26 protein-coding genes and 2 pseudogenes are annotated in these 24,432 nt (G+C 33.5%); 5 read left to right on the forward strand and 23 right to left on the reverse strand.

Features of this window, described 5'->3' with window-relative positions; all coding sequences use genetic code 11:
* Positions 1-668: 668 nt before the first annotated feature.
* The 15 genes and pseudogenes from C564_RS36880 to C564_RS0120665 all read right to left on the reverse strand — a co-directional run bounded on the left by C564_RS36880 (position 669) and on the right by C564_RS0120665 (position 10,940).
* Positions 669-833 (reverse strand): hypothetical protein, encoded by a 165-nt coding sequence (locus tag C564_RS36880; RefSeq protein ID WP_018766645.1) that lies wholly within the window; start codon positions 831-833, stop codon positions 669-671.
* A 174-nt stretch (positions 834-1,007) separates the two neighbouring features.
* Positions 1,008-1,547: a hypothetical protein gene (locus C564_RS0120595; RefSeq protein ID WP_018766646.1), complete on the reverse strand. Its 540-nt coding sequence runs from the start codon at positions 1,545-1,547 to the stop codon at positions 1,008-1,010.
* Positions 1,548-1,649: 102 nt separating this feature from the next.
* Positions 1,650-2,270 carry an SLATT domain-containing protein gene (locus C564_RS0120600; RefSeq protein WP_018766647.1) on the reverse strand — a complete coding sequence of 207 codons (621 nt, stop codon included), beginning with the start codon at positions 2,268-2,270 and terminating at the stop codon, positions 1,650-1,652.
* 206 nt (positions 2,271-2,476) lie between these two features.
* Entirely contained in the window at positions 2,477-3,655 is a 1,179-nt protein-coding gene (locus C564_RS0120605; protein WP_018766648.1) for an XRE family transcriptional regulator, read from the reverse strand.
* Positions 3,656-3,694: 39 nt separating this feature from the next.
* Entirely contained in the window at positions 3,695-4,396 is a 702-nt protein-coding gene (locus tag C564_RS0120610) for a DUF5986 family protein (RefSeq protein ID WP_018766649.1), read from the reverse strand.
* A 181-nt stretch (positions 4,397-4,577) separates the two neighbouring features.
* Positions 4,578-5,546 carry a phage major capsid protein gene (locus C564_RS0120615; protein ID WP_018766650.1) on the reverse strand — a complete coding sequence of 323 codons (969 nt, stop codon included), beginning with the start codon at positions 5,544-5,546 and terminating at the stop codon, positions 4,578-4,580.
* A 76-nt stretch (positions 5,547-5,622) separates the two neighbouring features.
* Positions 5,623-5,805: a hypothetical protein gene (locus C564_RS0120620; protein ID WP_018766651.1), complete on the reverse strand. Its 183-nt coding sequence runs from the start codon at positions 5,803-5,805 to the stop codon at positions 5,623-5,625.
* 56 nt (positions 5,806-5,861) lie between these two features.
* The gene (locus C564_RS0120625; protein ID WP_018766652.1) at positions 5,862-6,041 is read right to left on the reverse strand and encodes a hypothetical protein; all 180 of its coding nucleotides are present in this window, start codon (positions 6,039-6,041) and stop codon (positions 5,862-5,864) included.
* 386 nt (positions 6,042-6,427) lie between these two features.
* Positions 6,428-6,817: pseudogene (locus tag C564_RS36260) on the reverse strand (sigma-70 family RNA polymerase sigma factor).
* Between the two features lie 11 nt (positions 6,818-6,828).
* Positions 6,829-7,062, reverse strand: a complete 234-nt coding sequence (locus C564_RS0120640) for a hypothetical protein (protein WP_018766655.1) — start codon at positions 7,060-7,062, stop codon at positions 6,829-6,831.
* Between the two features lie 330 nt (positions 7,063-7,392).
* Positions 7,393-9,675, reverse strand: coding sequence for a phage/plasmid primase, P4 family (locus C564_RS0120645; RefSeq protein ID WP_018766656.1), 2,283 nt, complete (start codon positions 9,673-9,675; stop codon positions 7,393-7,395).
* Between the two features lie 103 nt (positions 9,676-9,778).
* A complete protein-coding gene (locus tag C564_RS0120650; RefSeq protein ID WP_018766657.1) occupies positions 9,779-10,171 on the reverse strand; it encodes a hypothetical protein in 393 nt (130 codons plus the stop codon).
* Positions 10,172-10,184: 13 nt separating this feature from the next.
* Positions 10,185-10,328 carry a hypothetical protein gene (locus C564_RS36265; protein WP_018766658.1) on the reverse strand — a complete coding sequence of 48 codons (144 nt, stop codon included), beginning with the start codon at positions 10,326-10,328 and terminating at the stop codon, positions 10,185-10,187.
* Between the two features lie 116 nt (positions 10,329-10,444).
* Positions 10,445-10,714, reverse strand: coding sequence for a hypothetical protein (locus tag C564_RS0120660; protein ID WP_018766659.1), 270 nt, complete (start codon positions 10,712-10,714; stop codon positions 10,445-10,447).
* A 31-nt stretch (positions 10,715-10,745) separates the two neighbouring features.
* Positions 10,746-10,940 (reverse strand): helix-turn-helix domain-containing protein, encoded by a 195-nt coding sequence (locus C564_RS0120665; RefSeq protein WP_018766660.1) that lies wholly within the window; start codon positions 10,938-10,940, stop codon positions 10,746-10,748.
* Positions 10,941-11,103: 163 nt separating this feature from the next.
* Here C564_RS0120665 and C564_RS0120670 point away from each other — a divergent pair, with 163 nt between their 5' ends.
* The 3 genes and pseudogenes from C564_RS0120670 to C564_RS0120680 all read left to right on the forward strand — a co-directional run bounded on the left by C564_RS0120670 (position 11,104) and on the right by C564_RS0120680 (position 13,673).
* A complete protein-coding gene (locus C564_RS0120670; RefSeq protein WP_018766661.1) occupies positions 11,104-11,853 on the forward strand; it encodes a helix-turn-helix domain-containing protein in 750 nt (249 codons plus the stop codon).
* 25 nt (positions 11,854-11,878) lie between these two features.
* Positions 11,879-13,089 (forward strand): annotated as a pseudogene (locus tag C564_RS33665) (tyrosine-type recombinase/integrase).
* Between the two features lie 122 nt (positions 13,090-13,211).
* Positions 13,212-13,673 (forward strand): YfbM family protein, encoded by a 462-nt coding sequence (locus C564_RS0120680; protein WP_018766662.1) that lies wholly within the window; start codon positions 13,212-13,214, stop codon positions 13,671-13,673.
* A 122-nt stretch (positions 13,674-13,795) separates the two neighbouring features.
* Here C564_RS0120680 and trhO read toward each other — a convergent pair whose 3' ends face one another.
* Complete coding sequence (gene trhO, locus C564_RS0120685; protein ID WP_018766663.1) at positions 13,796-14,770, reverse strand: oxygen-dependent tRNA uridine(34) hydroxylase TrhO; 975 nt, start codon at positions 14,768-14,770, stop codon at positions 13,796-13,798.
* A 527-nt stretch (positions 14,771-15,297) separates the two neighbouring features.
* Between trhO and C564_RS0120690 the strand changes: the two genes are divergently transcribed.
* The gene (locus C564_RS0120690; RefSeq protein WP_018766664.1) at positions 15,298-16,596 is read left to right on the forward strand and encodes an Nramp family divalent metal transporter; all 1,299 of its coding nucleotides are present in this window, start codon (positions 15,298-15,300) and stop codon (positions 16,594-16,596) included.
* 75 nt (positions 16,597-16,671) lie between these two features.
* Here the strand turns inward: C564_RS0120690 and C564_RS0120695 are convergent, their stop codons facing one another.
* From C564_RS0120695 to C564_RS0120705, 3 genes are all read right to left on the reverse strand, one after another.
* On the reverse strand, positions 16,672-17,571 hold the full coding sequence (locus tag C564_RS0120695) for a M23 family metallopeptidase (protein WP_018766665.1): 900 nt from the start codon (positions 17,569-17,571) through the stop codon (positions 16,672-16,674).
* 83 nt (positions 17,572-17,654) lie between these two features.
* Positions 17,655-18,749 carry a sensor histidine kinase gene (locus C564_RS0120700; protein WP_081621504.1) on the reverse strand — a complete coding sequence of 365 codons (1,095 nt, stop codon included), beginning with the start codon at positions 18,747-18,749 and terminating at the stop codon, positions 17,655-17,657.
* A complete protein-coding gene (locus C564_RS0120705; protein WP_003202744.1) occupies positions 18,715-19,413 on the reverse strand; it encodes a response regulator transcription factor in 699 nt (232 codons plus the stop codon). Before C564_RS0120705 ends, C564_RS0120700 begins: the two co-directional genes overlap by 35 nt.
* Positions 19,414-19,612: 199 nt before the next feature.
* Here C564_RS0120705 and C564_RS0120710 point away from each other — a divergent pair, with 199 nt between their 5' ends.
* Positions 19,613-20,143 carry a GNAT family N-acetyltransferase gene (locus C564_RS0120710; protein WP_018766667.1) on the forward strand — a complete coding sequence of 177 codons (531 nt, stop codon included), beginning with the start codon at positions 19,613-19,615 and terminating at the stop codon, positions 20,141-20,143.
* Between the two features lie 174 nt (positions 20,144-20,317).
* Here C564_RS0120710 and C564_RS0120715 read toward each other — a convergent pair whose 3' ends face one another.
* The 4 genes from C564_RS0120715 to C564_RS0120730 form a co-directional block, all read right to left on the reverse strand.
* On the reverse strand, positions 20,318-21,946 hold the full coding sequence (locus C564_RS0120715) for a peptide ABC transporter substrate-binding protein (protein WP_018766668.1): 1,629 nt from the start codon (positions 21,944-21,946) through the stop codon (positions 20,318-20,320).
* Positions 21,947-22,128: 182 nt separating this feature from the next.
* Entirely contained in the window at positions 22,129-23,436 is a 1,308-nt protein-coding gene (locus C564_RS0120720) for a bifunctional S-methyl-5'-thioadenosine deaminase/S-adenosylhomocysteine deaminase (RefSeq protein ID WP_018766669.1), read from the reverse strand.
* 111 nt (positions 23,437-23,547) lie between these two features.
* Positions 23,548-23,892: a YunG family protein gene (locus C564_RS0120725; RefSeq protein WP_018766670.1), complete on the reverse strand. Its 345-nt coding sequence runs from the start codon at positions 23,890-23,892 to the stop codon at positions 23,548-23,550.
* A 27-nt stretch (positions 23,893-23,919) separates the two neighbouring features.
* Positions 23,920-24,366 carry a GNAT family N-acetyltransferase gene (locus C564_RS0120730; protein ID WP_003202739.1) on the reverse strand — a complete coding sequence of 149 codons (447 nt, stop codon included), beginning with the start codon at positions 24,364-24,366 and terminating at the stop codon, positions 23,920-23,922.
* Between the last annotated feature and the right edge of the window lie 66 nt (positions 24,367-24,432).

Raw genomic sequence — 24,432 nt, forward strand, 5'->3', positions numbered from 1 at the left:
GGTTCCAACGTTTTTCCCGAACAATCATTTGAAACGCAAAGCGCTTCGCCTGATTACATGTTTCGATTGTCTCTGCCAATGCATCTACCATTTCATGCGGTACATCTATCTTATAGATCCGTTTCGAAAAATACGCTTTCTTCACCTGTTCTCACCTCATTTTATTTGATAAGATCATTATACACCGAAACAAACATACGTTCTACAAAAAAGAGACGTTTTCTTTAAAAAGAAAAAATCGAGAAGACCCCCACCTTCACTTCGTTTAGAGGAGGGGGTCTTCTCGGTTAAAATGATAAAGTGAAACTTTAATCAGTGGGAGGTTTCTTCATCCCTCACTGATTATTAGTTGAACGAATCGAGCTTTTACGAGCAGTAAGACCCCACCTATCTTCCTCGTTTCTCTTTGTATCTTAAGGTTGAGTCTTACTCTCGTTAATCTCGGTACTCTGCAAAGAGTAGTATTAAAAGCCTTAGGAACCTTGTTTATCAAGGGGCCTAGGCTTTTTTATTTATCATTAACAATGCAAAATAAGGAATAAAAAAGAATGTCCCTGGGGCCAAGTGGGGCTAATTTGGGGCAAATAATTATAAGGCTGGCGTGTGTATAGGAATAGATAAGTGTAAACAAAATAAGAAAATCAATTAGCATATTTTAATTATCTTTATCATCCCTCTCTCTTTTCCTCTACCCTAATTTTTTTAGCCTCCCTCTCCGCTTTTTCAGCCGCTAATATACGAGGTACTGATGTTTTCATAAAAAACTCTGCCATTTTTAATGCTGTTTCCTTGCTTGGTGGGTTATCCAATATTGTAGGTTTCTTACGTTCCATAAAAGCAACTCCCCCTTTCATTTTGAATCTGGATAAGTTCGTTTTGAATTCTGTTTATACCTTTAAAAGCTACAGCTTAGTATAAAACATGATAATTGTAATTCCCCTTTATTGCATAATAAAAAGCCACGTTATTTAAACGTGACCTTATATAACTATTGATTATTTGTATTCCTACGCTTCATTTGAAGCATTAAGCCGCAAAATCTTATATAGATCATCAGATATAATAATATTATTGAAAATATCTTGTTTCAAGTTTTTATTATAAAAATTCTCGGCAACTAAACACACCTTGCGACAAAAATCGATTATTCCTATTCTAATTCTTATACTACAATCATCTTCACTGTCTTCCAAAGACTTACTGTAGGAAGTCATAGTATCTGTTAACTCGAAAACAAAATTCTTGGACTCTTTTTGATTATGTTGTTTTTTCATATGTTCTCTGATATCACTTGATCCATCATGAAGAAGGTTGCAACGCAACTTATAAACGGCATCACCATTAAACTTATCTAAATCCTTAATTTCATCAGGCCATTCGTATTTATATATATGTTCGTTATACCATTTAGTATATCTTTCTCTCACTCCCTTGTCAGGATTTTCGATTTTCCCACAAATATCAGGTAGTGTAAGTGTTAAAGCTAAAGCAGATAGATAATTTTTATTATCCAAACTGCTCATAATTTCTTTTATAAGTTTATCCAAAGTATTATCTCTCCTTCACTATTCAATTTAAAAAATAGTTCTCTATATTATAATCTTCACTTAATAAAAAGCATTCCATAAGGAATGCTAAAAAACTAATTATCATTTACTCAAATACAAAGATATTATCAGTACTATCAACGGCAAGATAAGTAATGTATATCTCACAAAACCATCTTTCAATTTATAAATCATTATTTTATTTTGATACCTTAATTCGTGTTCAGAGTTACAAGTTATATAATCAATATCGATATGGTTTTCCTTTTCTAAAATTAATTTTTCAAAATCTCTATGAAGTTCCTTTAGCTTGTCCTGATTAATTGAATCTGAATCAGCTTCTAATCGTTGTAACTTATTTAACAATGCATTTAACTGCTGATAATTATTTTCAAAATTACTAGCACGTTCTTTATAATTCTTGACCCCTAAAAACATAGTAAAGAATGTTAACGATAAAGACGCTATCAATAAAATTTTTGTTGAACCATCGTTTCCAGTAATAAACCATACCGATAAAGCTAAAATAACTACAGAATACAAATATGACACCTTCTCAAAGAATTCATGCCTTTCTCTCAATCTAGCTGAAGCTTTTATTCTTGCTCTTCTAGTTAAGTCAACTCTTCGTTTCAATTCATAAAATACATCCATATCATTAATAGCTTTTTCTTTCTGTATTATCTGCACAACTTGTTCATTTTTCTGTTGCTCGTTACTCATCAAAACGTCCCTCCACAATTAATCATAATGTAGTTGGTAATGTTGGTCACCATTTAAACATCTCCTCATTTACATTATTATATTAATCTAAAACTATGATTTCTCCTTAATAAAAAGTTCAAAAATTAACAAAAATAGAACACTGAATAATTTTCATCAATCATTCAGTGTCCTTTAAAGACTACAGCTACGTTAGCATAGTCCAGTTATACTGTTTTATTCGATCTAGCATTTCTTTTCAGTGCTAATACTACATTAGAACTATCACTTCTAAATCTAGACAGTGTACCTTCTTCTAAACCCGTCAATGCCTCAAACATATCTTCACGTAGGCTTAATTGATACTCATTTGAAAGTTCTTCTAAAATGCTATTACCATCAAAGACATTATTTTCAAGCAATGCAAGAATTGACTTTTTAATTAAAACTGGGCTTGTAGGCTTGGATTGTCCGTCTAATGGTTCTTTTTTTCTCCAACCATTTTTACTCATTTGTCTTTGCAGATACGAATATTGATTGAAAGTGATTACCCCTAAATTGTATGCTCTTCTAACCATTACTCCCACAGAAACATGCCACTTCTTCTTCATAAAGACATAATGGTCTAGATCAATCGGAAACATACTAACATCTCTAATAAAAGGTTCTTTTGGGAGTAGAAATGCACTAGCAAAATCATTGGCCTGCTGTTCCATTTCTCTTTCCTCATCCTTGGACAATGTAGATAAGTCAAGGTAAGGTTCATGGATCAGTATGTGAGCAAGCTCATGAGCTGCATCAAACTGCCTTCTATATCTACTCCCTTTATCATTACCTAATACTACAAAATAAACATCTGAACCATTTATTTTCCTTGTCTGTGTATATGCATCAATTTCAGAAACATTTATTCTTGAGGTAGAAACAATTATTCCATTTATCTCTAAGAGCTCCACCATATTTTTAATCGGCTTATCTCCTAGTCCCCAAAACTCCCTAGCTTGTACAGCCATTTCTTCTATGCTCATATTATCTATATCTAAAGTAGGTAAGTTTTCTTTAGGCAAATCAATATACTCATTAATAAGCTGATAAATAATTGAAAGAAAGTCTAATCTTAATTTCTGAGCCTCAAGATCTTTCTTCAAAGTTTTAGCAAGTGCTCTAAAATAAGCATTACCTACTTTATCTGTAACAGTGTCATCTTCGAAGTAAAACTTTCTTGGGAAACCTAATACTCCTTCCAATTGGAGCATGACTTCCCCACTAGGTGGACTAATATTTTTTTCATACTTAGAAATCATTTGTTTAGATATTGAAAGCTTTTCCGCTAAATCCAATAAACTCATTGCATTAAAGCGCCTAGCTAATTTCAATCTTTCACCATTAAATTTAGATGTGATCATCTTGAAAAATCCCTTTCTTTCTATGAGAAGAGCGCGATTTTATTCAGATGTTTGCTTTTGCTTTTTCTTCAGCGAAACCGTCATATCATGCTGTTCTTGCTCTTGTTGTTTGTCGTCCTTATCACTATCATCATTAGAAGCAACAGTAATAAAGTCACTCCAATCCTCTTCATAAAGCGTATCTAAATTTTCATTTAATATATTAGCCTTAACGGATTTTAATTCATAGCCTCTCATATCAAGACTAATTACACAAAATTGTTCAATTTCACAAGGACATACCCGAAGCATTTCTTCATGTATTTGACGAGCCTCATCCTCATCGTAAGCCAAATCCCAACTTATCTGGATCTCTCTTCTCTGATTAAAATCTAATTTTTCCTCAAAATTCACATTACATACCCCTGACAATGCAGAAATGTAATACATCGCTTTAGATCTTATCTTTCCTTGTTGCCTAGCCTCAAGATTTTTCTGTGACAAAAAGAAAAATAAAGTTTTAGTTGTTGTATCAACAAGTCCTGCAACTTTCCAGCCATTCCTCTTAGTTTTAAATGAAGTAAACTCTTCTGTATCGTTCCCAATTTGATGAGAATATATAAAACTCCATTTTGCCATCCCATGACCATTGTTAAATCCATAATCAGTTTCTAATCTATCATTAGCCTTATACAACGACGCTTGAATCCTTTGAATGATTTGTCTGATACTATCTCCATTAACATTCAGTTTAAAAGGCAAAGACGACACTCCCATCCTTTAATATTTCGTCTTCTTATTTTTACATTTTATTCAAAAAACGTCAACCTATAAACTTATATTTTTGAAAATAGTCAATAACATTCTTTTTTTAAATTAAAAGGGATATCAATTTCACATCAATATCCCTAAAAATCACACCATACTTGCAAATATAGTCAAACTATTTAATCTCCAAACGATACACAGTTGGTTCTACCTCTGAATAGATTAACTTTCCATCAAGAAGGTTGTATAATTTCAATCCTACTTCATTAACATTCGTATACATTTCCTTCATAACTTCAATTTCCAATCCATCTGAATTTTCCTGAATAACGAAGGATGCAAAGTCCCCAAAGTAAAATACTGCCGATGAATCTACTGATCCTTTCACTGCATCTGTACAATCCAGTGGAAATCCTATTAACATGTAGCTTACTCCACCATCCACACGATCAATTGTTTTTAAAGCCCGTTCCCCATTTGGTAACTTTAAATCTTCGACGTATTCAAGAGCTGCTTTGTTTACAATCCATCTTGCCTTGTTAATTACGTTAGTAGATGGTTTATTTTTTAATTCTTTAATGATTGCTACCGGTTCAGTTTGAGTTGGTGTAAATACTTTTGCTCTATTTAGCAATGATCCAGGGTTAAAAGCACCTGCATTATTTCCATTAAACATGTAATCAATTTCTTTTTTTAGATACTCTTTCTTCATTAATTCCACAATTAAATCCGCTAAACTAACTTCTCCACCACTTAACTTCAACAATTTTCTTTTTATCCTTGAAATAGAATCAAATTCCACAGGAGATAAAACATCTGCATTTAACCCGATACTATTCACTTCAATCTCATTTTCGTTATCACGTTCTTCTGAATGAACTTCAACGTTGATATTTGATTCCTCAGTCAAAACTGGGTACCCTAGATTTCCATCAACTGTAACTACTTTTCCATATTTTCTTAGTAAGTTTTCCTCTTCAACATAACTAATAATTTCATTAGCAATAGCTTTTGGAATAAATGCTTTTCCACTATTTGAAACAGATAACCCTAATGAACGAGCTTCTTTTTCACTTATATTACCTGTCACATAATTTGCAAAAGCTGAACGAATTTCTTTATTATTTTTAATTGTTGTAGTCATGATATAATTCTCCTTGTATTTTGTTTTTTGATTGAGCATAGGCTGTTGGTCCAGAACAACCTATGCTTTTTTGTACTTATTTAAATTTCACTAACATATTATCGATTTGCTTAAGTAGCTGCTCCCGTTTGTCTAGCTGTCTCCATACTCCGTTTCGTCTTTCCCAAACCTGGCCTTTTCTTCTTTTTATTAGATTTTTTAATTCCGTCATATCTCTAGATTCGTGGAATTTAGATGCACTTTCATAATGTCTAATCATTTTTTTACACCTCCTTTCAATAAATTTAATGATCTATTACCTTTGCTATAAAACTATTATTTATCCTGTTCCGATTTAATATTTTGATATGCTTCGACTAGTTCCATACACAGTTGATGATGTACAGGATCTCCCTCTTCAACTGCAGTATTGTACTTTTGAATAAGCTTATCTAATTTGGATCGTTCCTTTTCACTTAATTTATCGAGGATAGATTGCAAACAATTCCCTATCATTTTCCACACCTCCTTTTTAGTTAAATTCGATAATTATCGACAAAATAAAGGTATAACATCCCCACTTTTTTCAATAATGTTGGTAGTACAACAAATGAAGTACAACAAGCCTCCAATCCTTGATATGAATGGATTTATAGGGATTTTTCACTTGTCACATTTGTTGTATTCTAAACTGTGTGACAGATAATGTGACAAGCCCCAAACCCTTGATATAACTATGTTTCTAGCTCTTTTTATAGTAAAACACCCCCTTTTATTTTTTAAAAATCTTTCCGAGGTGCACACGTGCCTCCCTCTCCCCTATCTCCCAAAGCATGCATGTCTTTTATTTTTGATAGGGGGGATTATGATAAATCGTTCATTTCAATAGCTTCCACAGTTCTCTATTCTTCTGACTTTAATCTCTCAACAAACTTAATTCGTCTCATAATCTCAGCATGCTTAAGATTAATATAGCTAGGACTATAATTTAATTCCTCAGCTATTCTTTCTAACTTCATACCATCAATGTATTTCATCTTAAGTATCTTGTTTTCTAATCCTTTGAACTTACTCACTAAATCAACAAGCTATTGCAATTGTTCTTTCTTAGATGTGAGCTCCTTCTTAAGTTGATTCATTATCTTTTCTGTTTCCTCATTGTCTGGATCGATTAGTAATATATCTTTATCCCAATCACTCTGACGTTTCAATTCAGCATGCATTCTATCTAACTTGTATTCCCAGTAAGCAATATCTTCTTCTAAACTTTGATAATCTTTTAGGCAAACCAATCACATATCACCTACTTAGTTTTACTCTTTGTAACAACCTCTTTACCCGATAGTTTCATTTTTTTAAGGACATAGCCTGTACGAATATAAGGACTATCTTCCTCTATACAATGCGCATCCCTGTGTCCTTCACCTGTTCCATGATGATGAAACTTTCTACAGTATTGACACCATGTACTAAGGTTTCCTGATGCGTCTCTTTCTATTGCTAGTACGATTGGAACTTTTCTATTTTTAGTTGTCATTTACTCATCTCCATTTTTTTGTTGCTGGTTTTAGAAACTGCAGCAACCTTTCAGCAACCTTGTTCATCCCTTATGGCTCTAAAGCCTGTACATATTTGGTTGCTGGTTGCCGTTTACCATATCTCCGTTCGTGCATTTATCCCACAAAATGATTTAATAAATATATTTGTTATCTACATAAATACATTTTTAATTTAATATATCTATAAACTAGCAACCGGAACACTTCAAACCCTTACGACTCTAAGGCTCAAGCTGGTTGCTGAAAGGTTGCTGATTACGCAACACAAACAGCTCAACCTCTTATGGCTCTAAGGCTCAAGCTAGTTGCTAATAAGTTGCTGGTTTTGCCTTAAACCCCTTCACTGTTTTTGATGTACCATTTATTTTTACTTTTTTGTCTTTCCACTCCATACCGTACTTAGCACAAACAGCATCTTTGAATCGTTTTTGATCTAATGGATATTGAATATGATTATCTTTACACCACTCGTCATATGCCTTTAAAGCATCCGTCCCTCTGACTCCTTCAAAAAATTGTTTATCGTATTCAAAAAAGAAGTCGGCAAGTGGATCATTGTATTCCATAAAGTTCTGTTTCGCTTCTTCCGCCTTCTCGTTGTATGTTAAAATATCAACTGTGCGTTGCTTCATGTCCTTTATTGCATCTACAGCCAATTTCAAGACGTATTCCCTTGCCCTTACTGTTTCAAGTTGTTTCATGCTTTCCATTTCGGATATACGGTCTGGGTCGTTCATAAAATTATGATCAAACGGTAAAATATGCAGTCGTTTATTAATCTGATTGCCATGTTCTCTGAAATTAGGATAGTGATTACTAGCTGTAATACATACCGTATTCATTTGTACTGTTTGACTGCCCTTTCCTTTATATTCGATGTCGACATATCCACCTGTAATGATAGTTTTTAATGTTCCACTATCACGTATTACCTCATCGGGTTGATCATCTACGATATTTGCCAATTTCCCATAAATGCTACTACCCGCGAAGGCATTTTCCACCAATTTCTGCGGACTTATCGCTGATATGTTCTCCCCAGAATTGAACGTCTTCTGTATCATATATAAAACGGTGGATTTCCCGTTATGGGCACTACGTCCATACAAATAAAACATTTTCGGAACTAACAGGGTTGGATACAAAACCGCTCCAAACATTTCATGAATATTTTTGATAGTAGGTAAATGTCCATCAGATACTTTCATCAGCGTTCTTTCAACAAATGAATCAAAAGCCTTTGAATTATATTTTGTTGGTATCTTTTTGGTTACAAATACCTCTGGTGTAAACTCTTTAAATTCCATACTATCAAGATGCAATAAACCATTTTCTACTGCTATATAATTCTTGGATTCTTCATTTACTACTGGTGACATGTCCATAATGTATTCTTGTACTTCACGCACTTGATTTCTTTTTAATATCTCTGCATCACGAACGAGTGAACGTAATTTCCTACACGTTTTATCAAGTTCATATATTCCAGTAGCTTTGTTGTAAACATAGATATCACCATCTTCATTTGGAAAACGCACAATTTTATTTTCCTGTAAAATGTACTCAACCATGATATGATGTAAAAAACTAGTCCTTCCATTATTTTCGCTCCACCATGAGCCTTTTTTTATAACCGTTGTTTCACCTTGTTCATTTACCAAATAATGAACATCATTATTTCGGTTGTAATCGGAACTATGGTTATAATCAGAAACAGAACTGTGGGTAGATTCGATTGCCTTATCGATTGTTATTTGCCCATATGTATTTCCATCACTAGAGTGCTGCTTGTCCCATTTATCACGCATTAATGCAGACTCCCTGAACATCGAATCCATCTTTGCAGCATCTTTATCCGTCCAAAATGCTAAATGATTACATAAGGCCATATCTGTGGAAGAATGGTCAGCGTTTATGAGTACTCCACAAAATAAATCTCGAATAGCTTCACCATTCTTACTGTTAAACATTCTCTCCCATAGTTCTGAATTAGAGAGATGACTTATGTTACTTTTCCTTGAAACAGAAGGTACTTTTGATGCTGTAGGTACTTCCTTCTTTTCTATATATTTTTGAAAAAGAACTTTTAATTTTTCAGTAGATTCCTCCACAGGATGATTATTTATCCTGTTTCCAGTAAAGGTAAAATAACGACCATGCCGATATATCTCAAGGCCAATATTAGGATTTTTCTTACCTGTACCTACTCCTCTCAAGGGTAGCTTTCCTTTTGCTATAATATGAATCCCTTCTCCACTTGGAGAGTATTCAGTGTAACTTGGAACAATATTCATAATTTCCTGTGCTAATTCAGATAAATCTCCATCCTGAATGCAATGGTCTATATCAACCCCTACAAATGAATCATCCTTCGAAAACATGAATCCTATTCCGTTATATCCACCTCGCTGATACACTTCCACAACTTCTTCAAAAGTAGACCATGTCTTTTGATTGTTTGATTGGGCCATTGATCCATTAATTCTGAAGGGAACTTTTGTTGATTTACCATTTCGTACTTCAGCTTTCCACAAGACCCAATTAGAAGTGTTTTTCAATTCTGTCGGTATATTATTAAAGTTATCGAGCATACATTTCACCTCCTATTGCTCTTCCAGAAACTTGATGTTAAAATATAAGTGGATAAATAATTGTTCTTGAAGATATATGAATTGACGGTTCATATATCTTTTTTTATTGTTTTTTACCACTAGCCTTCACTACCTCTTGAAATAATCCATCTTTAATTTCATCTACTCTTTCATATTCTTTATTTAATTCATTCATCGTATGATTGAGAAGACGCCAATACACCCTAAGTTTCCTGTGAAATTCACGAAAATAATACATTTCTTCACCTTTGTGTGCTGCTGCATTGATATTTTCTAATAGGTGCCCTAACAGAATTTCTACATCCTCTAGAGTTGAGACACTAAGACCAAGTGACCCTAATTCATGATCAAGTTCATGAGTGAATTTTTTCAAAGTACTTTTTTCATAAGAACCATCTTTGGAATCTAACCAACTCCTTTTTTGTGTTAAACCTGATAAATTTGGTTGTTCATTGACTGCTACTAATTGATCCATATTTCTTCTCTCCTTATTTACTATTCATTTCACGTAATTTTTGCTTTGCTTCTAATTCAACTACAAACATTACTGCTGGATTATTTTTCATTTCAGCACACATTTCTCTTACTTGTGCAGCTGTCATAATCTTACTTGCCGATAGGATCCCATTCATATGTATTCACCTCCTACTTTGTATCAACATTGCATTTATTTTCGGTCCGCTCGACCATCTGACCAACAAATCCCTGATATTTTTTCCTATGCATACGCCAGCCAAAGCGTTATTGTTTACCATTCATCTACAATTTCTGTTATCACTTTGAGAGCTTGCTTATAAAACCACCAACGTTTTCTATTACGACGTCGTTCAATGACCCGCATTCTTGGATCAGATAAAATCTCATCCTCTAGGAATCTTTTACTCATAGATGTAATGACTACTAATCTTTCAAGATCAACCATTAATAGTGTTTCATGAAGTTGTTGATCTATCTGCTGCAATATGTATTCTTTGATTGCCTTCTCATCAATATTTACTTGCACATTTGCAGGAATCACTATTTACACCTCTTTCTATTTATCAATTAAATTACGCTTCTACTTTTTCATAGCTTTGCATAGCTCCATTAATTAACCATGCCTCGACAGTTGGACGATGAAAAAGGATTTTCCCTTTAATTCTTGCATGAGGTATTTCTCCCATACGAGCCAGTGAATATACGGTTGTTAAAGAAACACCTAATAATTCTGCGACCTCTTTTACGGTTAATGTTATTTTTTCCATGTTTCTCCTCCTTTATTGTTACAATTCAAAACATAATTTGTTTTTGTTGCTGTTTGCAACATTATATTAACACCTATTGTTACTAATTGCAACGTATTTTATTTTTATGTTGCAATTTGTTAAAATATTATAGGATAATGTAACTCAAGAGGGAGTTGACCATATGGAAAATATTGAATTTGGAAAATTAATTCGAAATTATAGAAAAGAACAAGGTTTAACTTTAACTGATTTGGGAGAAAAGATAGGTTTATCGCATCCCTATCTATCTCAAATTGAGTTAGGAAAAAGAAATGCTTCTCCTGAAATCCTCCAAAAACTAGCTACTGTATTAGATGTTGGATATACTGAATTAATGATAAAAGCAGGATATATAAAAGAAGAAGATGTAAGTTTAACCCAAGAAGAAAAAGCATCATTTGACGAAGTATCCTATCTAATGACTGTTAACGAATTGAATACAATTGAAAACAAACTGAAACAATGTGATTCTGAAGAAGAAAAAAAGAATTTAAACGCGAGGAAAATTCGCCTAGAAAAACGCATAGCAAAACTAAAACTTAACTTGACTGGAATACAGCAAAGAAGAAATGTAAATCCTTTTGATTTAATGACACCTGAGGAAGAAGAAGCATATTTTGAAAGACAAAATAAAGATTTTGATGTGGAAGAATTTCGTAGACTCCATTACCCAGATGTAAAAGAGGTTCTAGAACAAAGTGATGTTTACTTTAACGGTAAATCATTGAGTAAAGCACACAAAGAACTAGCTATAAAAATGTTAGATGTGTTATTTGAAAAACTTGAAGTAAATTACCCTTCAAATGAAGAAATGGAGAAAAAATACGATGGTTTTAATAATATGTTTGCATTTTTAAATCAAGATTCATCTGATTTTGCCAAAGATAAATAGTATTAATTAACACTTATCCATTCCTATGCATACGCCAGCCAAAGCAATGAAAGGAATGGTAATAGTGAAGTTGCATAAATCGGCAAAAGAACCTGAAATATACTATTATTTCAATACAAAGAATGAAAAACTGTGGATGTATCGTCACAAATATTATGACAACACAGGGAAAAGAAAAGAGAAGAAAAAAGTGGATTTAAATCAGAAAAAGCAGCTCTCAAATCTCTTTTAGAAGTGAAAGCTGCTACAATACGTGGTGAATCTAAGCAAGTCGAACATGATCAAATGACCATTGGAGAATGGTTGGATATTTGGTATAGCACTCATAAAAACAGTTGGAAACCAACCTCTAGAGCACAACGTGAAATGGCTATTCGCTTACAAATGAAGCCATTACTTGGGCATTATAAATTGCAAACATTGGATAGAACCACATATAAAAGAGAATTTTTGAATGTACTTGAAAAGAGATACAAGCCAAGTATAGTTCATTTATTTCACACCCTATTCAAGATTGCTATTAACGCAGCTGTGGAAGATGAAATATTATCTCGTAATCGTTTTACAAAAATTAAACTTTCAAGCCAAGAAACTGTTAAAGAAGAAAATAATAATTACTTCACGCCTGAGCAATTAGTTGAATTTTTAAAAGTAGCTAAACGTGAAGAAAACACCACAAATTATACATTTTTATTAACGGTTGCATACACAGGAATTCGAAGAGGAGAAGCCTGTGGATTGCAGTGGAAAAACATCGACTTTGATAATAAAACAATTAATATTGAACGTACCAGAGATAATAAAGGTATACGCTCACCCAAAACGAAAAATAGTTATAGAACCATTTTAATCGATGATGTATTAGTAACTCAATTGAAGATATACCGAAAATGGTGCATGGAAATAATGCTATCTTTTGGATACAAGCTACAAGATGATTCTTTTATATTTACATCATATCAAACCGGGAAACCCATAACAGATAGCAGTGTTCTTTATGCATTTAGAAGAGTATTAAATAAAACAAATCTCCCTTCAATAACAATACATGGATTACGTCACACACATTGCACCATATTATTAAATCAAGGTTTAAATGTGAAAGTAATTGCCGAACGTTTAGGGAATACCCCACAAATGATTTATGGCCATGTATTAAAGAAAATGGAATCCATGTCAGTAGAGTTATTTAGCCAGAGTTTAGCAGAAAGTGGGGCTTATTTTGGGGCTAGTTAATAATAAACATGCTACAAACACTGATATAATAAGGCTTTTTGATACTATCGAGTTCTACTGCTCGTTAATGTGGGATTAAAAATGATATACTAAATTCAAAAGTTTTAGAGGAGCTGGCTATTATGGGGATGATTGGACAGTATATATTAGTTACAGATGAGGAATTAAGTAAAATCAAAAATAACGAGTTAGATATTTATTTTAGAGAATCTGATTTAGATATCGATAAGTCATGGCAGTTACTTCATTATATTTTATGTGGTGAGATTGGCGGAGGCGAACCACCGCTTGGACATGTCGTACCGCTTAATGATTCCATCATAGATAACGATTCTCTCGGTACGTTTTACCTTACAGCTAGTGAAGTCGAAGAGACCTATTCTGCAATAAAAGATTTAAGTGAATCTGATTTCAACAACATGTACAACTTTCAAGAATTAATGGATGAACAGCTTTATCCACTTGTTGAAGGTGATGACCCGGATGAAATATTAGAATATACCTATAGTTACTTTTTAGAAATTAAGGATTTATATAAGCAAGCTGTTTCAAACAAGCAATGTGTAATTTTTTTCATTATCTAATATAGAAGTGAACTACCCTCCCCTTCACTTTTATTAGAGGAGAGGGGCTTCTCGGTTAAAACGATTAAAAAAAACGGATCCTATCTTTTGCGATAAGATCCGTTTTTTATGAAAGTGAACGATTATCCTAATTTCACTTTATTTTCTTCTTCAATTTTTTCTAATGCGATAGCCACTTGCTCTTCTGTTAATTCATGCTCTTTTACATAACGATTGCGCGGGTGTACACGGCAGTCATGTGAACATGCACGTAAATATTTCTCTTCATTTTCTTCCGAGCATAAGATTTGTTTGTTACATTCTGGATTTGCACAATTTACATAGCGCTCACATGGTTCTTTTGTAAAGTGGTCTTTCCCAACAATAACATGTTCTTTTTGGTTTACTGGTACACCAATACGCTCATCGAATACGTAACATTGTCCATCCCATAGTTCACCTTGCACTTCAGGGTCTTTTCCGTACGTTACAATCCCGCCGTGAAGCTGACTTACATCCTCAAAGCCTTCACGCACTAACCAGCCTGAAAACTTCTCACAGCGAATACCACCTGTACAATATGTTAAAATCTTTTTACCTTCGAACATTTCCTTATTTTCATCAATCCAATCTGGTAGTTCGCGGAATGATTTAATATCAGGTTTAATCGCGCCTCTAAAATGCCCTAGCTCATATTCATAATCATTTCTTGCATCTATGATAACTGTATTTTCTTCCTTCATTGCTTCACAAAACTCTTTTGGTTCTAAATACTTACCTGTTGTTTCTTTCGGATTGATATCATCTTCTAAACGAAGTGTAACAAGCTCTGAACGAGGGCGCACATGCATTTTTTTGAACGCATGTTCATCAGCTTCATCCACTTTAAACACGATTCCATCAAAACGTGAATCGTTCTTCATTGCTTCCATATATTTCTCTGTTTGTTCAACAGTACCTGAAGCAGTTCCGTTAATCCCCTCTTCTGCTACAAGAATTCTTCCTTTTAACTCAAGTGAATTACAAAATTCTAAATGCTGAGCAGCAAATTCTTCCGGATTCTCAATTGTAGTGTACATGTAGTACAGTAACACTCTGTATGGTTTTGTATTTGACATTTTATTTTTACCACCTATCTAATTCGATATTTTAAAATCATGTATAAGTTAACGATCATATCGGAACATATAAGAATAAGAAAAGATATGTTAACTATTGTTCAAATAACTTTCTCCTATTTACAATGTTTTCCTATAAGTTAACGCAAATGAAAAACGAGATTACATCACAATCCAATAGAATTGTGATGTAATCCCAATATATTATATAACATACAAATTGGTTTCCAGCAATTAATATGCTGTAATCCCTATTTTACAATTAAAAAACAGCCTTTTCCATTCCATATTATAGGTTAATTTTCCTACAATCCCAAAAGTTATAACTGTATGTTAGCTATTTATTTATTTTTATTACATAGTTATTTCAAGTACACCTTTTATTGCACACAGTCATATAATTTGCATTAAGGAAACATTTGTGTTCAAATAAAAAAATCAACTAAAACATCTAAATGTATTGAAATAGATAGTAAGAATAAATACAATAATTGCATCATGCTAAGAAACTAAAGGGGAAAACTACTATGAATAAAAATATAACAAAAGATGAACATGTCCCTTCTCAAAGTACAACCGTTCAATCTGCTCATCTAGCTTTAAGTGGTGAAACAAAGGGACTAAAAAAATTATTACCTTTTCTAGGACCTGCATTCATCGCATCTGTTGCTTATATTGATCCAGGGAACTTCGCTACAAATATTGCAGCTGGATCACAATATGGTTATTTACTACTTTGGGTAATTCTCGCTTCCAATTTAATGGCCGTTTTAATTCAGTCTCTATCAGCGAAACTCGGGATTGCTACTGGTAAAAATCTTCCAGAAGTTGCTCGCGAACATTTCCCAAAACCCGTTTCAATTGGTTTATGGATACAGGGTGAACTCGTTATTATGGCTACTGATTTAGCCGAGTTTATCGGTGCTGCTTTAGGATTATATTTGCTATTTGGCATTCCAATGTTACCTGCTGCTTTAATCACATCAATCGGATCATTCATTATTCTTGAATTTCAGCGCAGAGGCTTCCGCCCATTAGAAGCTGTTATTACAGGGATGGTCTTTATTGTTGTTGTTGCATTTGGTGTACAAATGTTTTATGCGAAACCAGAACTAAGTCCCCTTCTTTCGGGACTATTTATCCCTAAATTTCAGGGTGTAGATAGTATTTTACTTGCAGCTGGGATTTTAGGTGCAACAGTAATGCCACATGCAATTTATCTACATTCTGCTTTAACGCAGCGCCGCGTAGTTGGAACAACAGATGAACAGCGCAAAAAGATTTTTCGCTTTGAATTCATTGATATCATTATTGCAATGGTGATTGCTGGAGCAATTAACGCAAGTATGCTAATCGTAGCAGCTGCCTTGTTCTTCAAAAACGGATTACATGTTGAAGATTTAGACGTTGCTTTTAATGAATTTAGCAATTTAGTTGGACCTGTATCAGCCAGCCTTTTCGGAATTGGATTGTTGGTTGCTGGTTTATCTAGTTCTTCCGTCGGTACAATGTCTGGTGATATTATTATGCAAGGATTTATCCGCATGCATATTCCTTTATATGTAAGACGATTTATTACAATGATCCCGCCTCTTGTTATTATCGCTTTAGGTGTGAATCCAACTTACGCTCTTGTTATGAGTCAAGTTGTATTATCATTTGGAATCGCATTTGCATTAGTACCTCTTATTATGTTTACAAGTAGCAAAAAAATTATGGGTGTACTAGTGAATCATCGCATTACAAACGCAATTGCCTGGTTAATTGCTGGGCTCGTTATTGCTTTAAATATTTTCTTACTGTATCAAACATTTACTGGACAATAAAGCTATTATGTTTTTGATTTTTATTTTATAAGATGCCATGATAAATCCCCTCTGCTTAAACAAAGGGGATTTATTTTAGGTTAAAGGTGAAATCACATCACCTATTGGTACCGCATTTCCATTTTTCACACGAATACCACCTTCTGGCATAGCGTGCCCATCAATATCCCGAAAATATAACGGTAAGCCTTCCGAAAGAAACATGCTCGTCTTGGATGGATCTTGCCGTTGATGATGAATATGTAAATGTGGCTCACTTGAATTCCCTGAGTTTCCAACTTGTGCAATGATTGCGCCTTCTGTTACATGTTGTCCTTCCTTTACTCGTACCGATCCTTTCTTCAAATGAGCAAAGATAAGATATGTTCCTGTTTCATCTAAGCGTAAATATATGTGATTACCCGTCATAGAATCAAAATCGCCAGTTCCTGGTTTCAAGTCACGTTCATCATTCTTAATCGATATAACTGTTCCAGAAGCCGGCGCTACTACCTCTGCCCCATATATACCGTAATCTTCTAATTTTGAGCTTTTTATTCCCGCTGGTGGAACGAGAAAATCATATGCCCAACGTTGATTTGGTGCCCAAGCGTGATAATTCGTTTCAAGTCGATTTCCTCCCCATCCTACTAATGCAGTTTGATTCAATGGAAGACGAATCGTTGCTTTTGGAGTTGCAGAATGAACATCTGCTGGGTAAGCGATTTGTCCTATCCCGACAAACCAACATGCTGGCCAAGCTCCAACTATAGATAAAACAAAAATAAAAATAATTGTTTTATCTATATGGCCTCTAAAAAACCAATTCCAAATAATTGTAGTCATTGTGATGATTAAAATAACGATAGAAAAGAAACTAAAAGCTTGTATTCCCCACCAAGCAAAGATAGATACAATGCCCCTAGCTACATAAATTAAGCTCCAACCTATCAACAAAATTGCAACAAAAATAGTAAGTATAATTTTCTTCCACATATTATATCCTCCGTTTTCATATCTTCATTCGCTATGATACAAAACAGACTTTACGACATATGAAAGAAATACTTACGACTTTCTTACGATTCTTTTTTATATACAGGTAAAATGATTGTAAATGTTGTTTCCTTATTACTACTACATACTGTTATATCACCTTCATGGATCTGAGCAATACTTTTAGCAATCGCAAGCCCCATTCCTTTTCCACCAGTATGAGCATTCCTTGATTTCTCTCCACGATAAAATTTTTCAAATAGATATGGAAGGTCTTTGCTTGAAATGGATTGCCCATAATTTTTTATTTTTATTTGGACATTCATGTTTTCAACTAACATTTCAATAACGATTTTCTTTCCAGATTTTCCATATAAAATACTATTACTGATTACATTTTGCATTAGCCTTATCATTAATTTCATATCTACTTCAATTTGTACAGTTTGTTTACACTCAATGTCAAAATGCATCTTTTCCTCATCTAATTGCGGTACAAAATCAATCATGATTTGTTCTATTAATGGTTTAACTTCTACTATTTCTTTATATAGCTGGATTTCCTTATAGTTTATATGACAATATTCTAGTAGATCATCTATTTGATTTTTCAACTCATAACTTTTTCGCTTTAGTACTGCCACATACTGATCGCATTCCTCTATGTTGGAATGAAGCTTACTTTCCACTAAATCAACATAACCGATTAAAGATGTTACGGGCGTCCGTAAATCATGAGAGATATTATGAATCATTTCATTTTTCATTTCTTGCGATTTTTTTTCTTTTTCAATTGATTCATTTAAATTTTCTACCATTCCATTAATATTTGTTGCTAATTCTCCAATCTCATCATTTTTTATTGTGGGTATATGTACTTCTAAATTACCTTTGCTTATCTGATTCACACCCTGATTGATTTGCTCCAATCTTTTCATCATATTCTTTGATAATAGTAGGAAAAAGAGCGAAGTTAAAATAAGAAAAATAACAAAATAAATAAAAGAATACTCTTCTTCAAATCTCGCAACATCCCCATAGATATTTCCAACCAAACTTTGGAATACTATAATACAAATAGTAGAGAATAAAATACTACTTATAAAAACAAGAAAAAATTTCACCCTAATCCCTTGCAATAATTTAGTCTTCAATTTTATAACCGACTCCCCAAACATTTTGTATAATTGTTGATTTCTTTGGATCCTCTTCTATCTTGTTTCTTAACCTTGCAATATGAACCATGACAGTATTATTGCTTTCATGCGCTCTTTCTCTCCAAATACTTTCATATATTTCTTCTAATGTGAATACTCGATTTCTATTTTTAGCCATAAGATGCAATATATCATATTCTGTTTTTGTGAGATTAATTGATTTTCCATAAAGCAGCACTTTTCTAGATAATTCATCTATTTCCAAACCTCTAATTTGAATTTTGTTTTTATGTACTTCACTTGGAACTTGATTGAAATAGGTATATCTTCTTAATTGTGCCTTCACCCGTGCTACGAGCTCCATCATACTAAATGGTTTCGTTATATAATCATCTGCCCCTGTGCTTAGTCCAATAACCTTATCTATTTCCGTCGTTTTTGCACTTAAGAACATAACAGGAATATTATATTGCTCCCTTATTCTTCGGCATACTTCAATACCATCCATAGCTGGCATCATAATATCAAGAATAGTCAGCTGAATGTCATTCGAATCTAAAATATCTAATGCCTCTACCCCATTATAAGCTCTAAAAACTTTAAAACCGTCTTGTTTCAAGTGCACTTCAATTAATTGAACAATATCTGTGTCATCATCTACGATTAATATAGAATGCTGTTTCATAGTCCATCCTCTTTAATTTTATTTGAAATATATTCCACAAAACTATATTAACACGTAGTAAAAGAGAAGCTTCATTTTTTTAGCAAATTTCCAAAGTTCTTCTTATAATTGTTTCTCTATATTTTTAAAATTCATTATTTACTGATTTTAATGTAGAATAATAAATAGATTTTAATTTTATACAAAAAGGAGTGGAAAAATGTTTCCGATATTAGAAACAGAACGACTCATTTTGAGAGAACTTACAGAATCTGATGCACAAAGTATATTAAATTGCTTTTCTAATACAGATGTATTACGTTACTATGGTCAAAATCCATTAAAAAGTATAGATCAGGTAAAACAAATCATTAGAAATTTTGCAGAAAGTTACAATGAAAAACATGGTATAAAATGGGGAATTGAACTAAAGGGGACGAAAGGCATTATTGGAACAATCGGTTTTCACGATTGGTCTTCTGAACATAAAAGAGCTAACATAAGTTATGCACTTTTCCCTGAGCAATGGAGAAATGGATATGCTACTGAAGCGGTCTCTCAAGTTATATCATATGGTTTTCATACACTTCATTTAACACGTATTGGAGCGATTGTTTTTCTTGAAAATGAATCATCCAATAAATTGTTAACAAAACTAGGGTTTAAAAAAGAAGGAGTTCTACAAAATTATATGTATCAAAACGGGATTCCACATGATACAAACGTTTATTCTTTACTAAAATCTGTTTAATAGAAAGAATAACACAATCCCTTTACTTTAACTAAAATATAATTTTCAAACTTAAATACAACATTTCCCTTGAAAAAGCTTTTTCTAGATTTGTTTTAAAATGATTCAAAAACCAATAAAAAAAGAGCTAATATTTCTGTATCAGGCAATTAGCTCTTTTCCACATCAGTATTTTTATTTTTCAGCTATAAAAGCATGTTTATACGTGTATACACCGCCAAATTGATGCTTCTCAATGCCCTTTATACGCTCCTTCTGTATATATGCTGAACCAGTATGATAAAGAGGAGCAACTGCCGCATCTTCCAATACTATTCGCTCTGCCTCTTGTAAGGCTTTCCATCTTTTTTGTTGATCTAGTACAATATCATATTTTGCTTTCTTTATAAGATCATCATAATTAGAATTTGAGTAATCCATCTTATTATTAGGGCTATCTGTCGTAAATAATTCTAAATAATTTATCGGATCTTTGTAATCTGGTCCCCATACTACCATAGATATATCATATTGCCCTGTTTGTTCTAGTTGTAATTTTTGCTTAAATGGTTGCTGTTTAATCTGCACTGTTAAACCTTGTAAATGCTTTTCTAAATCTCCTTTTATATATTCAGCTATACGTTTTGCATTATCTTGCTCAAATGTCAAGAACTCCACTGTAACATTCTCCGTACCAAGCTCTTTTTTCGCGTTTTCCCAAAGTTCTTTTGCTTTTTCTAAATCGTAATCAGCAATATTCCCATTTTCCTTTCGAAAATCTTTCCCGGTTACTTCATTCTTATACCCTGTTGGAATCAACCCATGCGCAGGAGATGCACCGTTGTTTATAAAGTGATTTATAAGCTCTTCTTTATTTACTGCTAAAGAAATTGATTGCCGAAGTTTTTTATTTGCTAGTGAAGTATTCCCTTCATTAAAGCGAAGCATAGCTATAGCAGGATCACTTGACACATGTAGCTCCTTATTGTTTTTATATTGGTCTACAAATGTAGAATTAATAGGTACACGGTCAAGAGTACCAGATTCATATAAGTTTACAGCTGTCATTGTGTCCTTTACGATATGAAAGTTTATTTCATCTAACTTCACTTTTTCTTTATCCCAATGTGTATCATTTTTCTTCAATTGAAATTCTTGTTCATGCTTCCATTTTTCTAACACAAACGCTCCATTATATATAAGATTATCTGGTTCTAATCCATAACGATCTCCTTGTTCTTTCACAAATGATTCATGCTGTGGTAAATAGATAGGCAGTGCTAATAATTGCAAGAAATACGGAACAGGCTTATCTAATTGTACTTCTAGCGTATAATTATCTAATGCTTTTGCACCTAATTGATCGGCAGTCAATGTGCCTTTATTTATTTCGTTTGCATTTTTTATATCAAATAGCATGTATGCATATTGAGATGCTATTTCAGGACTCAATGTCCGTTTCCAAGAAAAAATAAAATCATGTGCTGTTACTGATTCCCCATTTGACCATTTTGCATCTTTACGCAAATGGAATGTATATATTTTCCCATCCTCACTTTTCTCAAATGACTTCGCCACACCAGGTACGGGCTTGTCTTGATTATCCATCACATACAATCCTTCAAATATATTTTGCATCACATGTGATGATGTACCATCCATTGCTTTCGCTGTATCAAGAGAAGGGATTTCTTCTGATATTGTTACGTTTAACACTTGTTTTTGAGGCTCTTTATCGATTTTATTCGCTGTACTACTACAAGCCGATAAAATCAAAGATATGATAAGTGTAATTATTAGTAAGCGACTCTTTTTCTGCTTCATAAATTTTTCTCCTTAAATTCAAATAATATTATAAAACGTTATATATTATAACAGAAGGACCAGTATAAAGTCGTGATATTCTATTGAATATTTATTCGTTTCACATAAAATTCACAAAAAAACGCTTCCCTCTTGTATTTTATTAAAAAGGGGAGCGTTCGTTATCAATTCCTCTATTTCAACTACATCTTCAATCCTCGTTTATAACGACTTGCCTCAAAAATAATTCGCTCTTCATCTAATGTTTTACATTCACCATTCCACACAATATGTTTTCCATTAATTACAACATCAGATACATCTTTTCCACTTGCTGCATACACAAGGTGTGACAACACTTCTTCTGCTGGCTGTAGATGCGGCTTATTGGATGGATCAATTGTAATAAAGTCAGCACACTTTCCTACTTCAATGGAACCTGTTTGTTTCATCCCAATGACTTCTGCCGCTCCTTTTGTTGCGAGTGAAAGAGCTGTTTCAACTGGTAATGCAGTCGCATCTTTATGAATACCCTTTTGCAATAAAGTTGCAACTCGAAGCTCCTCAAACATATCTAAATTATTGTTAGATGCAACGCTATCTGTTGCAATACCAACTTTTATTCCCGCTTCTAACATTCCCTTAACATTCGCTATACCAGACCCTAATTTTAAATTGCTATTTGGATTGTGTGCTACACGAACGTCATGTTCCGCTAAGAATGCGCGCTCATCTTCATTTAACACAACGCCATGTGCAATAACTGTCGGTCTCTTAAATAAACCACAGCTCGCTGCATATTCTACAGGACGTTTGCCATATCGCGCTTCAATATCGCGTACTTCACGCTCTGTTTCTGAAAGATGGATGTGAACCATCGTATGGTTTTCCACCGCGATTCTCGCACACTCTTCTAACATTTCAGTAGAGCATGCATATGGACTATGAGGAGCAACCATCGTTGTTAACATGCCGTTTTCACTGTAATATCGTTTTACATATTTTTCAGCATCTTGAATTGCTTTCTTTTCATCCTCTTTCGTTCCAAAACTAAATAAAGTTCTTGAAACCGCTGCTCGCATTCCACTATTACGAACCGTTTCCATAATCGCATCCTGATCTACACCAATTGGATTAAACATATCAGAAAATGTTGTCGTCCCACTCTTCACCATTTCTAATAAACCAAGTTCTGTACTAGCAACAGCAAGCTCTGGCGTAAATTGACTTTCAAGAGGCCAAATTCTTGTTTCAAGCCACGGCTGTAATAACATATCATCACCAATGCCACGTAAAAGACTCATCACAACATGTGTATGCGTATTCACAAGACCTGGAAATAGCCACTTTCCCTTCAAATCTATCACTTGATCCACTTGATTTCGATTAGAAAATTCTCCATTTTGTACTTCTATAATCTTATCATCTTCTACAATGATATATCCGTTTTCAAACACTTCATTCTGTTCATTTAGCGTTGCAATCGTAGCGCTTACATAAGCTGTTTTCAAAAGTATTTCCCCTCTCGACTCTATAAAGTATGTTCCCCTTTAAAAAGTTACCACCATTATAGTAACTCATTGGACATTAGGAGTCAAAAGATATTTCACTTCAAACAAATTCTATTGCATAAAGATATGCATTTTCTGTTTTAAAGCATAATATTGCCTATCATTTGTGTCTGCAAATGCTTCTTCTCTATTAGAAGGCATATCCATATAAGCTATCTCTTCAAAAAATTGTGTTGCTGTAAAATCATATCGTTTTCCATTTATAACATTATAAAAGTGCCAATCTTCGCCAACTTGCGTCTTTTTTATTTCCCCTCCAAACAAATCATGTATAACAAGTGCTGTTACACCACATTGCCCTTTTGCCGGATTTTCTATCGTCCACTTTGAACTTGTTTCAAGTGACCAAGATTTCATTAAAATCTTGTAGATTTGTGCGATTTCAAAACCATCCATTTCAGCATCTCCCATGTATACTCATTTTTATACATCATATTGCAAAAGTGGCAGAACACGATCTTTAAAAACTGTTGAAGGTGTCTCTCCAATCAATTTTGCACCCATTTTCATGTAGTAGCCTTTCGCATTTGGATCACTATCAATTGTAAAACTCTTAATTCCTAATTCAACTGCTTTTTCTACGACACTTTGCCATAGAATGTTACCATAACCCTTTCCCTTATAATTTGGATGTAAATATAAAAAATCGAGAACATCTTCTTCTTTTCGTTGAAATGAAAAAAAACCAATTTTCACTCCTTCATTTTCTAAAATATATACGTAGTGATTTTTAATATACTCTTCCGTAATCGTTAAATCTTCCTTACATGCTAGTATAAATTCTTCGCTGTAATCCCAAGTTGCCTTTGATGCTAGTGCTATATGACTTAGTTCATTTGCCTCGTTTAATAATGCTTTCCTCACTACCATTTCTCCCTCTCCCTTTCCTTTAAATTACAAAAAGAACCCTTACTGATACTTTATCATAGTAAGAGT

The organism is Bacillus sp. 105MF, assembly GCF_000374885.1.
GTDB lineage: Bacteria > Bacillota > Bacilli > Bacillales > Bacillaceae_G > Bacillus_A > Bacillus_A pseudomycoides.

What these genes read in the sequence shown, in the direction of transcription:
- C564_RS36880 (WP_018766645.1), bottom strand. Translation starts at nt 833, where the DNA reads ATGGAACGTAAGAAACCTACAATATTGGATAACCCACCAAGCAAGGAA.
- C564_RS0120600 (WP_018766647.1), bottom strand. Translation starts at nt 2,270, where the DNA reads ATGAGTAACGAGCAACAGAAAAATGAACAAGTTGTGCAGATAATACAG.
- C564_RS0120605 (WP_018766648.1), bottom strand. Translation starts at nt 3,655, where the DNA reads ATGATCACATCTAAATTTAATGGTGAAAGATTGAAATTAGCTAGGCGC.
- C564_RS0120615 (WP_018766650.1), bottom strand. Translation starts at nt 5,546, where the DNA reads ATGACTACAACAATTAAAAATAATAAAGAAATTCGTTCAGCTTTTGCA.
- C564_RS0120620 (WP_018766651.1), bottom strand. Translation starts at nt 5,805, where the DNA reads ATGATTAGACATTATGAAAGTGCATCTAAATTCCACGAATCTAGAGAT.
- C564_RS0120625 (WP_018766652.1), bottom strand. Translation starts at nt 6,041, where the DNA reads ATGATAGGGAATTGTTTGCAATCTATCCTCGATAAATTAAGTGAAAAG.
- C564_RS0120640 (WP_018766655.1), bottom strand. Translation starts at nt 7,062, where the DNA reads ATGACAACTAAAAATAGAAAAGTTCCAATCGTACTAGCAATAGAAAGA.
- C564_RS0120645 (WP_018766656.1), bottom strand. Translation starts at nt 9,675, where the DNA reads ATGCTCGATAACTTTAATAATATACCGACAGAATTGAAAAACACTTCT.
- C564_RS0120650 (WP_018766657.1), bottom strand. Translation starts at nt 10,171, where the DNA reads ATGGATCAATTAGTAGCAGTCAATGAACAACCAAATTTATCAGGTTTA.
- C564_RS36265 (WP_018766658.1), bottom strand. Translation starts at nt 10,328, where the DNA reads ATGAATGGGATCCTATCGGCAAGTAAGATTATGACAGCTGCACAAGTA.
- C564_RS0120665 (WP_018766660.1), bottom strand. Translation starts at nt 10,940, where the DNA reads ATGGAAAAAATAACATTAACCGTAAAAGAGGTCGCAGAATTATTAGGT.
- C564_RS0120670 (WP_018766661.1), top strand. Translation starts at nt 11,104, where the DNA reads ATGGAAAATATTGAATTTGGAAAATTAATTCGAAATTATAGAAAAGAA.
- C564_RS0120680 (WP_018766662.1), top strand. Translation starts at nt 13,212, where the DNA reads ATGGGGATGATTGGACAGTATATATTAGTTACAGATGAGGAATTAAGT.
- trhO (WP_018766663.1), bottom strand. Translation starts at nt 14,770, where the DNA reads ATGTCAAATACAAAACCATACAGAGTGTTACTGTACTACATGTACACT.
- C564_RS0120690 (WP_018766664.1), top strand. Translation starts at nt 15,298, where the DNA reads ATGAATAAAAATATAACAAAAGATGAACATGTCCCTTCTCAAAGTACA.
- C564_RS0120695 (WP_018766665.1), bottom strand. Translation starts at nt 17,571, where the DNA reads ATGTGGAAGAAAATTATACTTACTATTTTTGTTGCAATTTTGTTGATA.
- C564_RS0120700 (WP_081621504.1), bottom strand. Translation starts at nt 18,749, where the DNA reads ATGTTTGGGGAGTCGGTTATAAAATTGAAGACTAAATTATTGCAAGGG.
- C564_RS0120705 (WP_003202744.1), bottom strand. Translation starts at nt 19,413, where the DNA reads ATGAAACAGCATTCTATATTAATCGTAGATGATGACACAGATATTGTT.
- C564_RS0120710 (WP_018766667.1), top strand. Translation starts at nt 19,613, where the DNA reads ATGTTTCCGATATTAGAAACAGAACGACTCATTTTGAGAGAACTTACA.
- C564_RS0120715 (WP_018766668.1), bottom strand. Translation starts at nt 21,946, where the DNA reads ATGAAGCAGAAAAAGAGTCGCTTACTAATAATTACACTTATCATATCT.
- C564_RS0120725 (WP_018766670.1), bottom strand. Translation starts at nt 23,892, where the DNA reads ATGGATGGTTTTGAAATCGCACAAATCTACAAGATTTTAATGAAATCT.
- C564_RS0120730 (WP_003202739.1), bottom strand. Translation starts at nt 24,366, where the DNA reads ATGGTAGTGAGGAAAGCATTATTAAACGAGGCAAATGAACTAAGTCAT.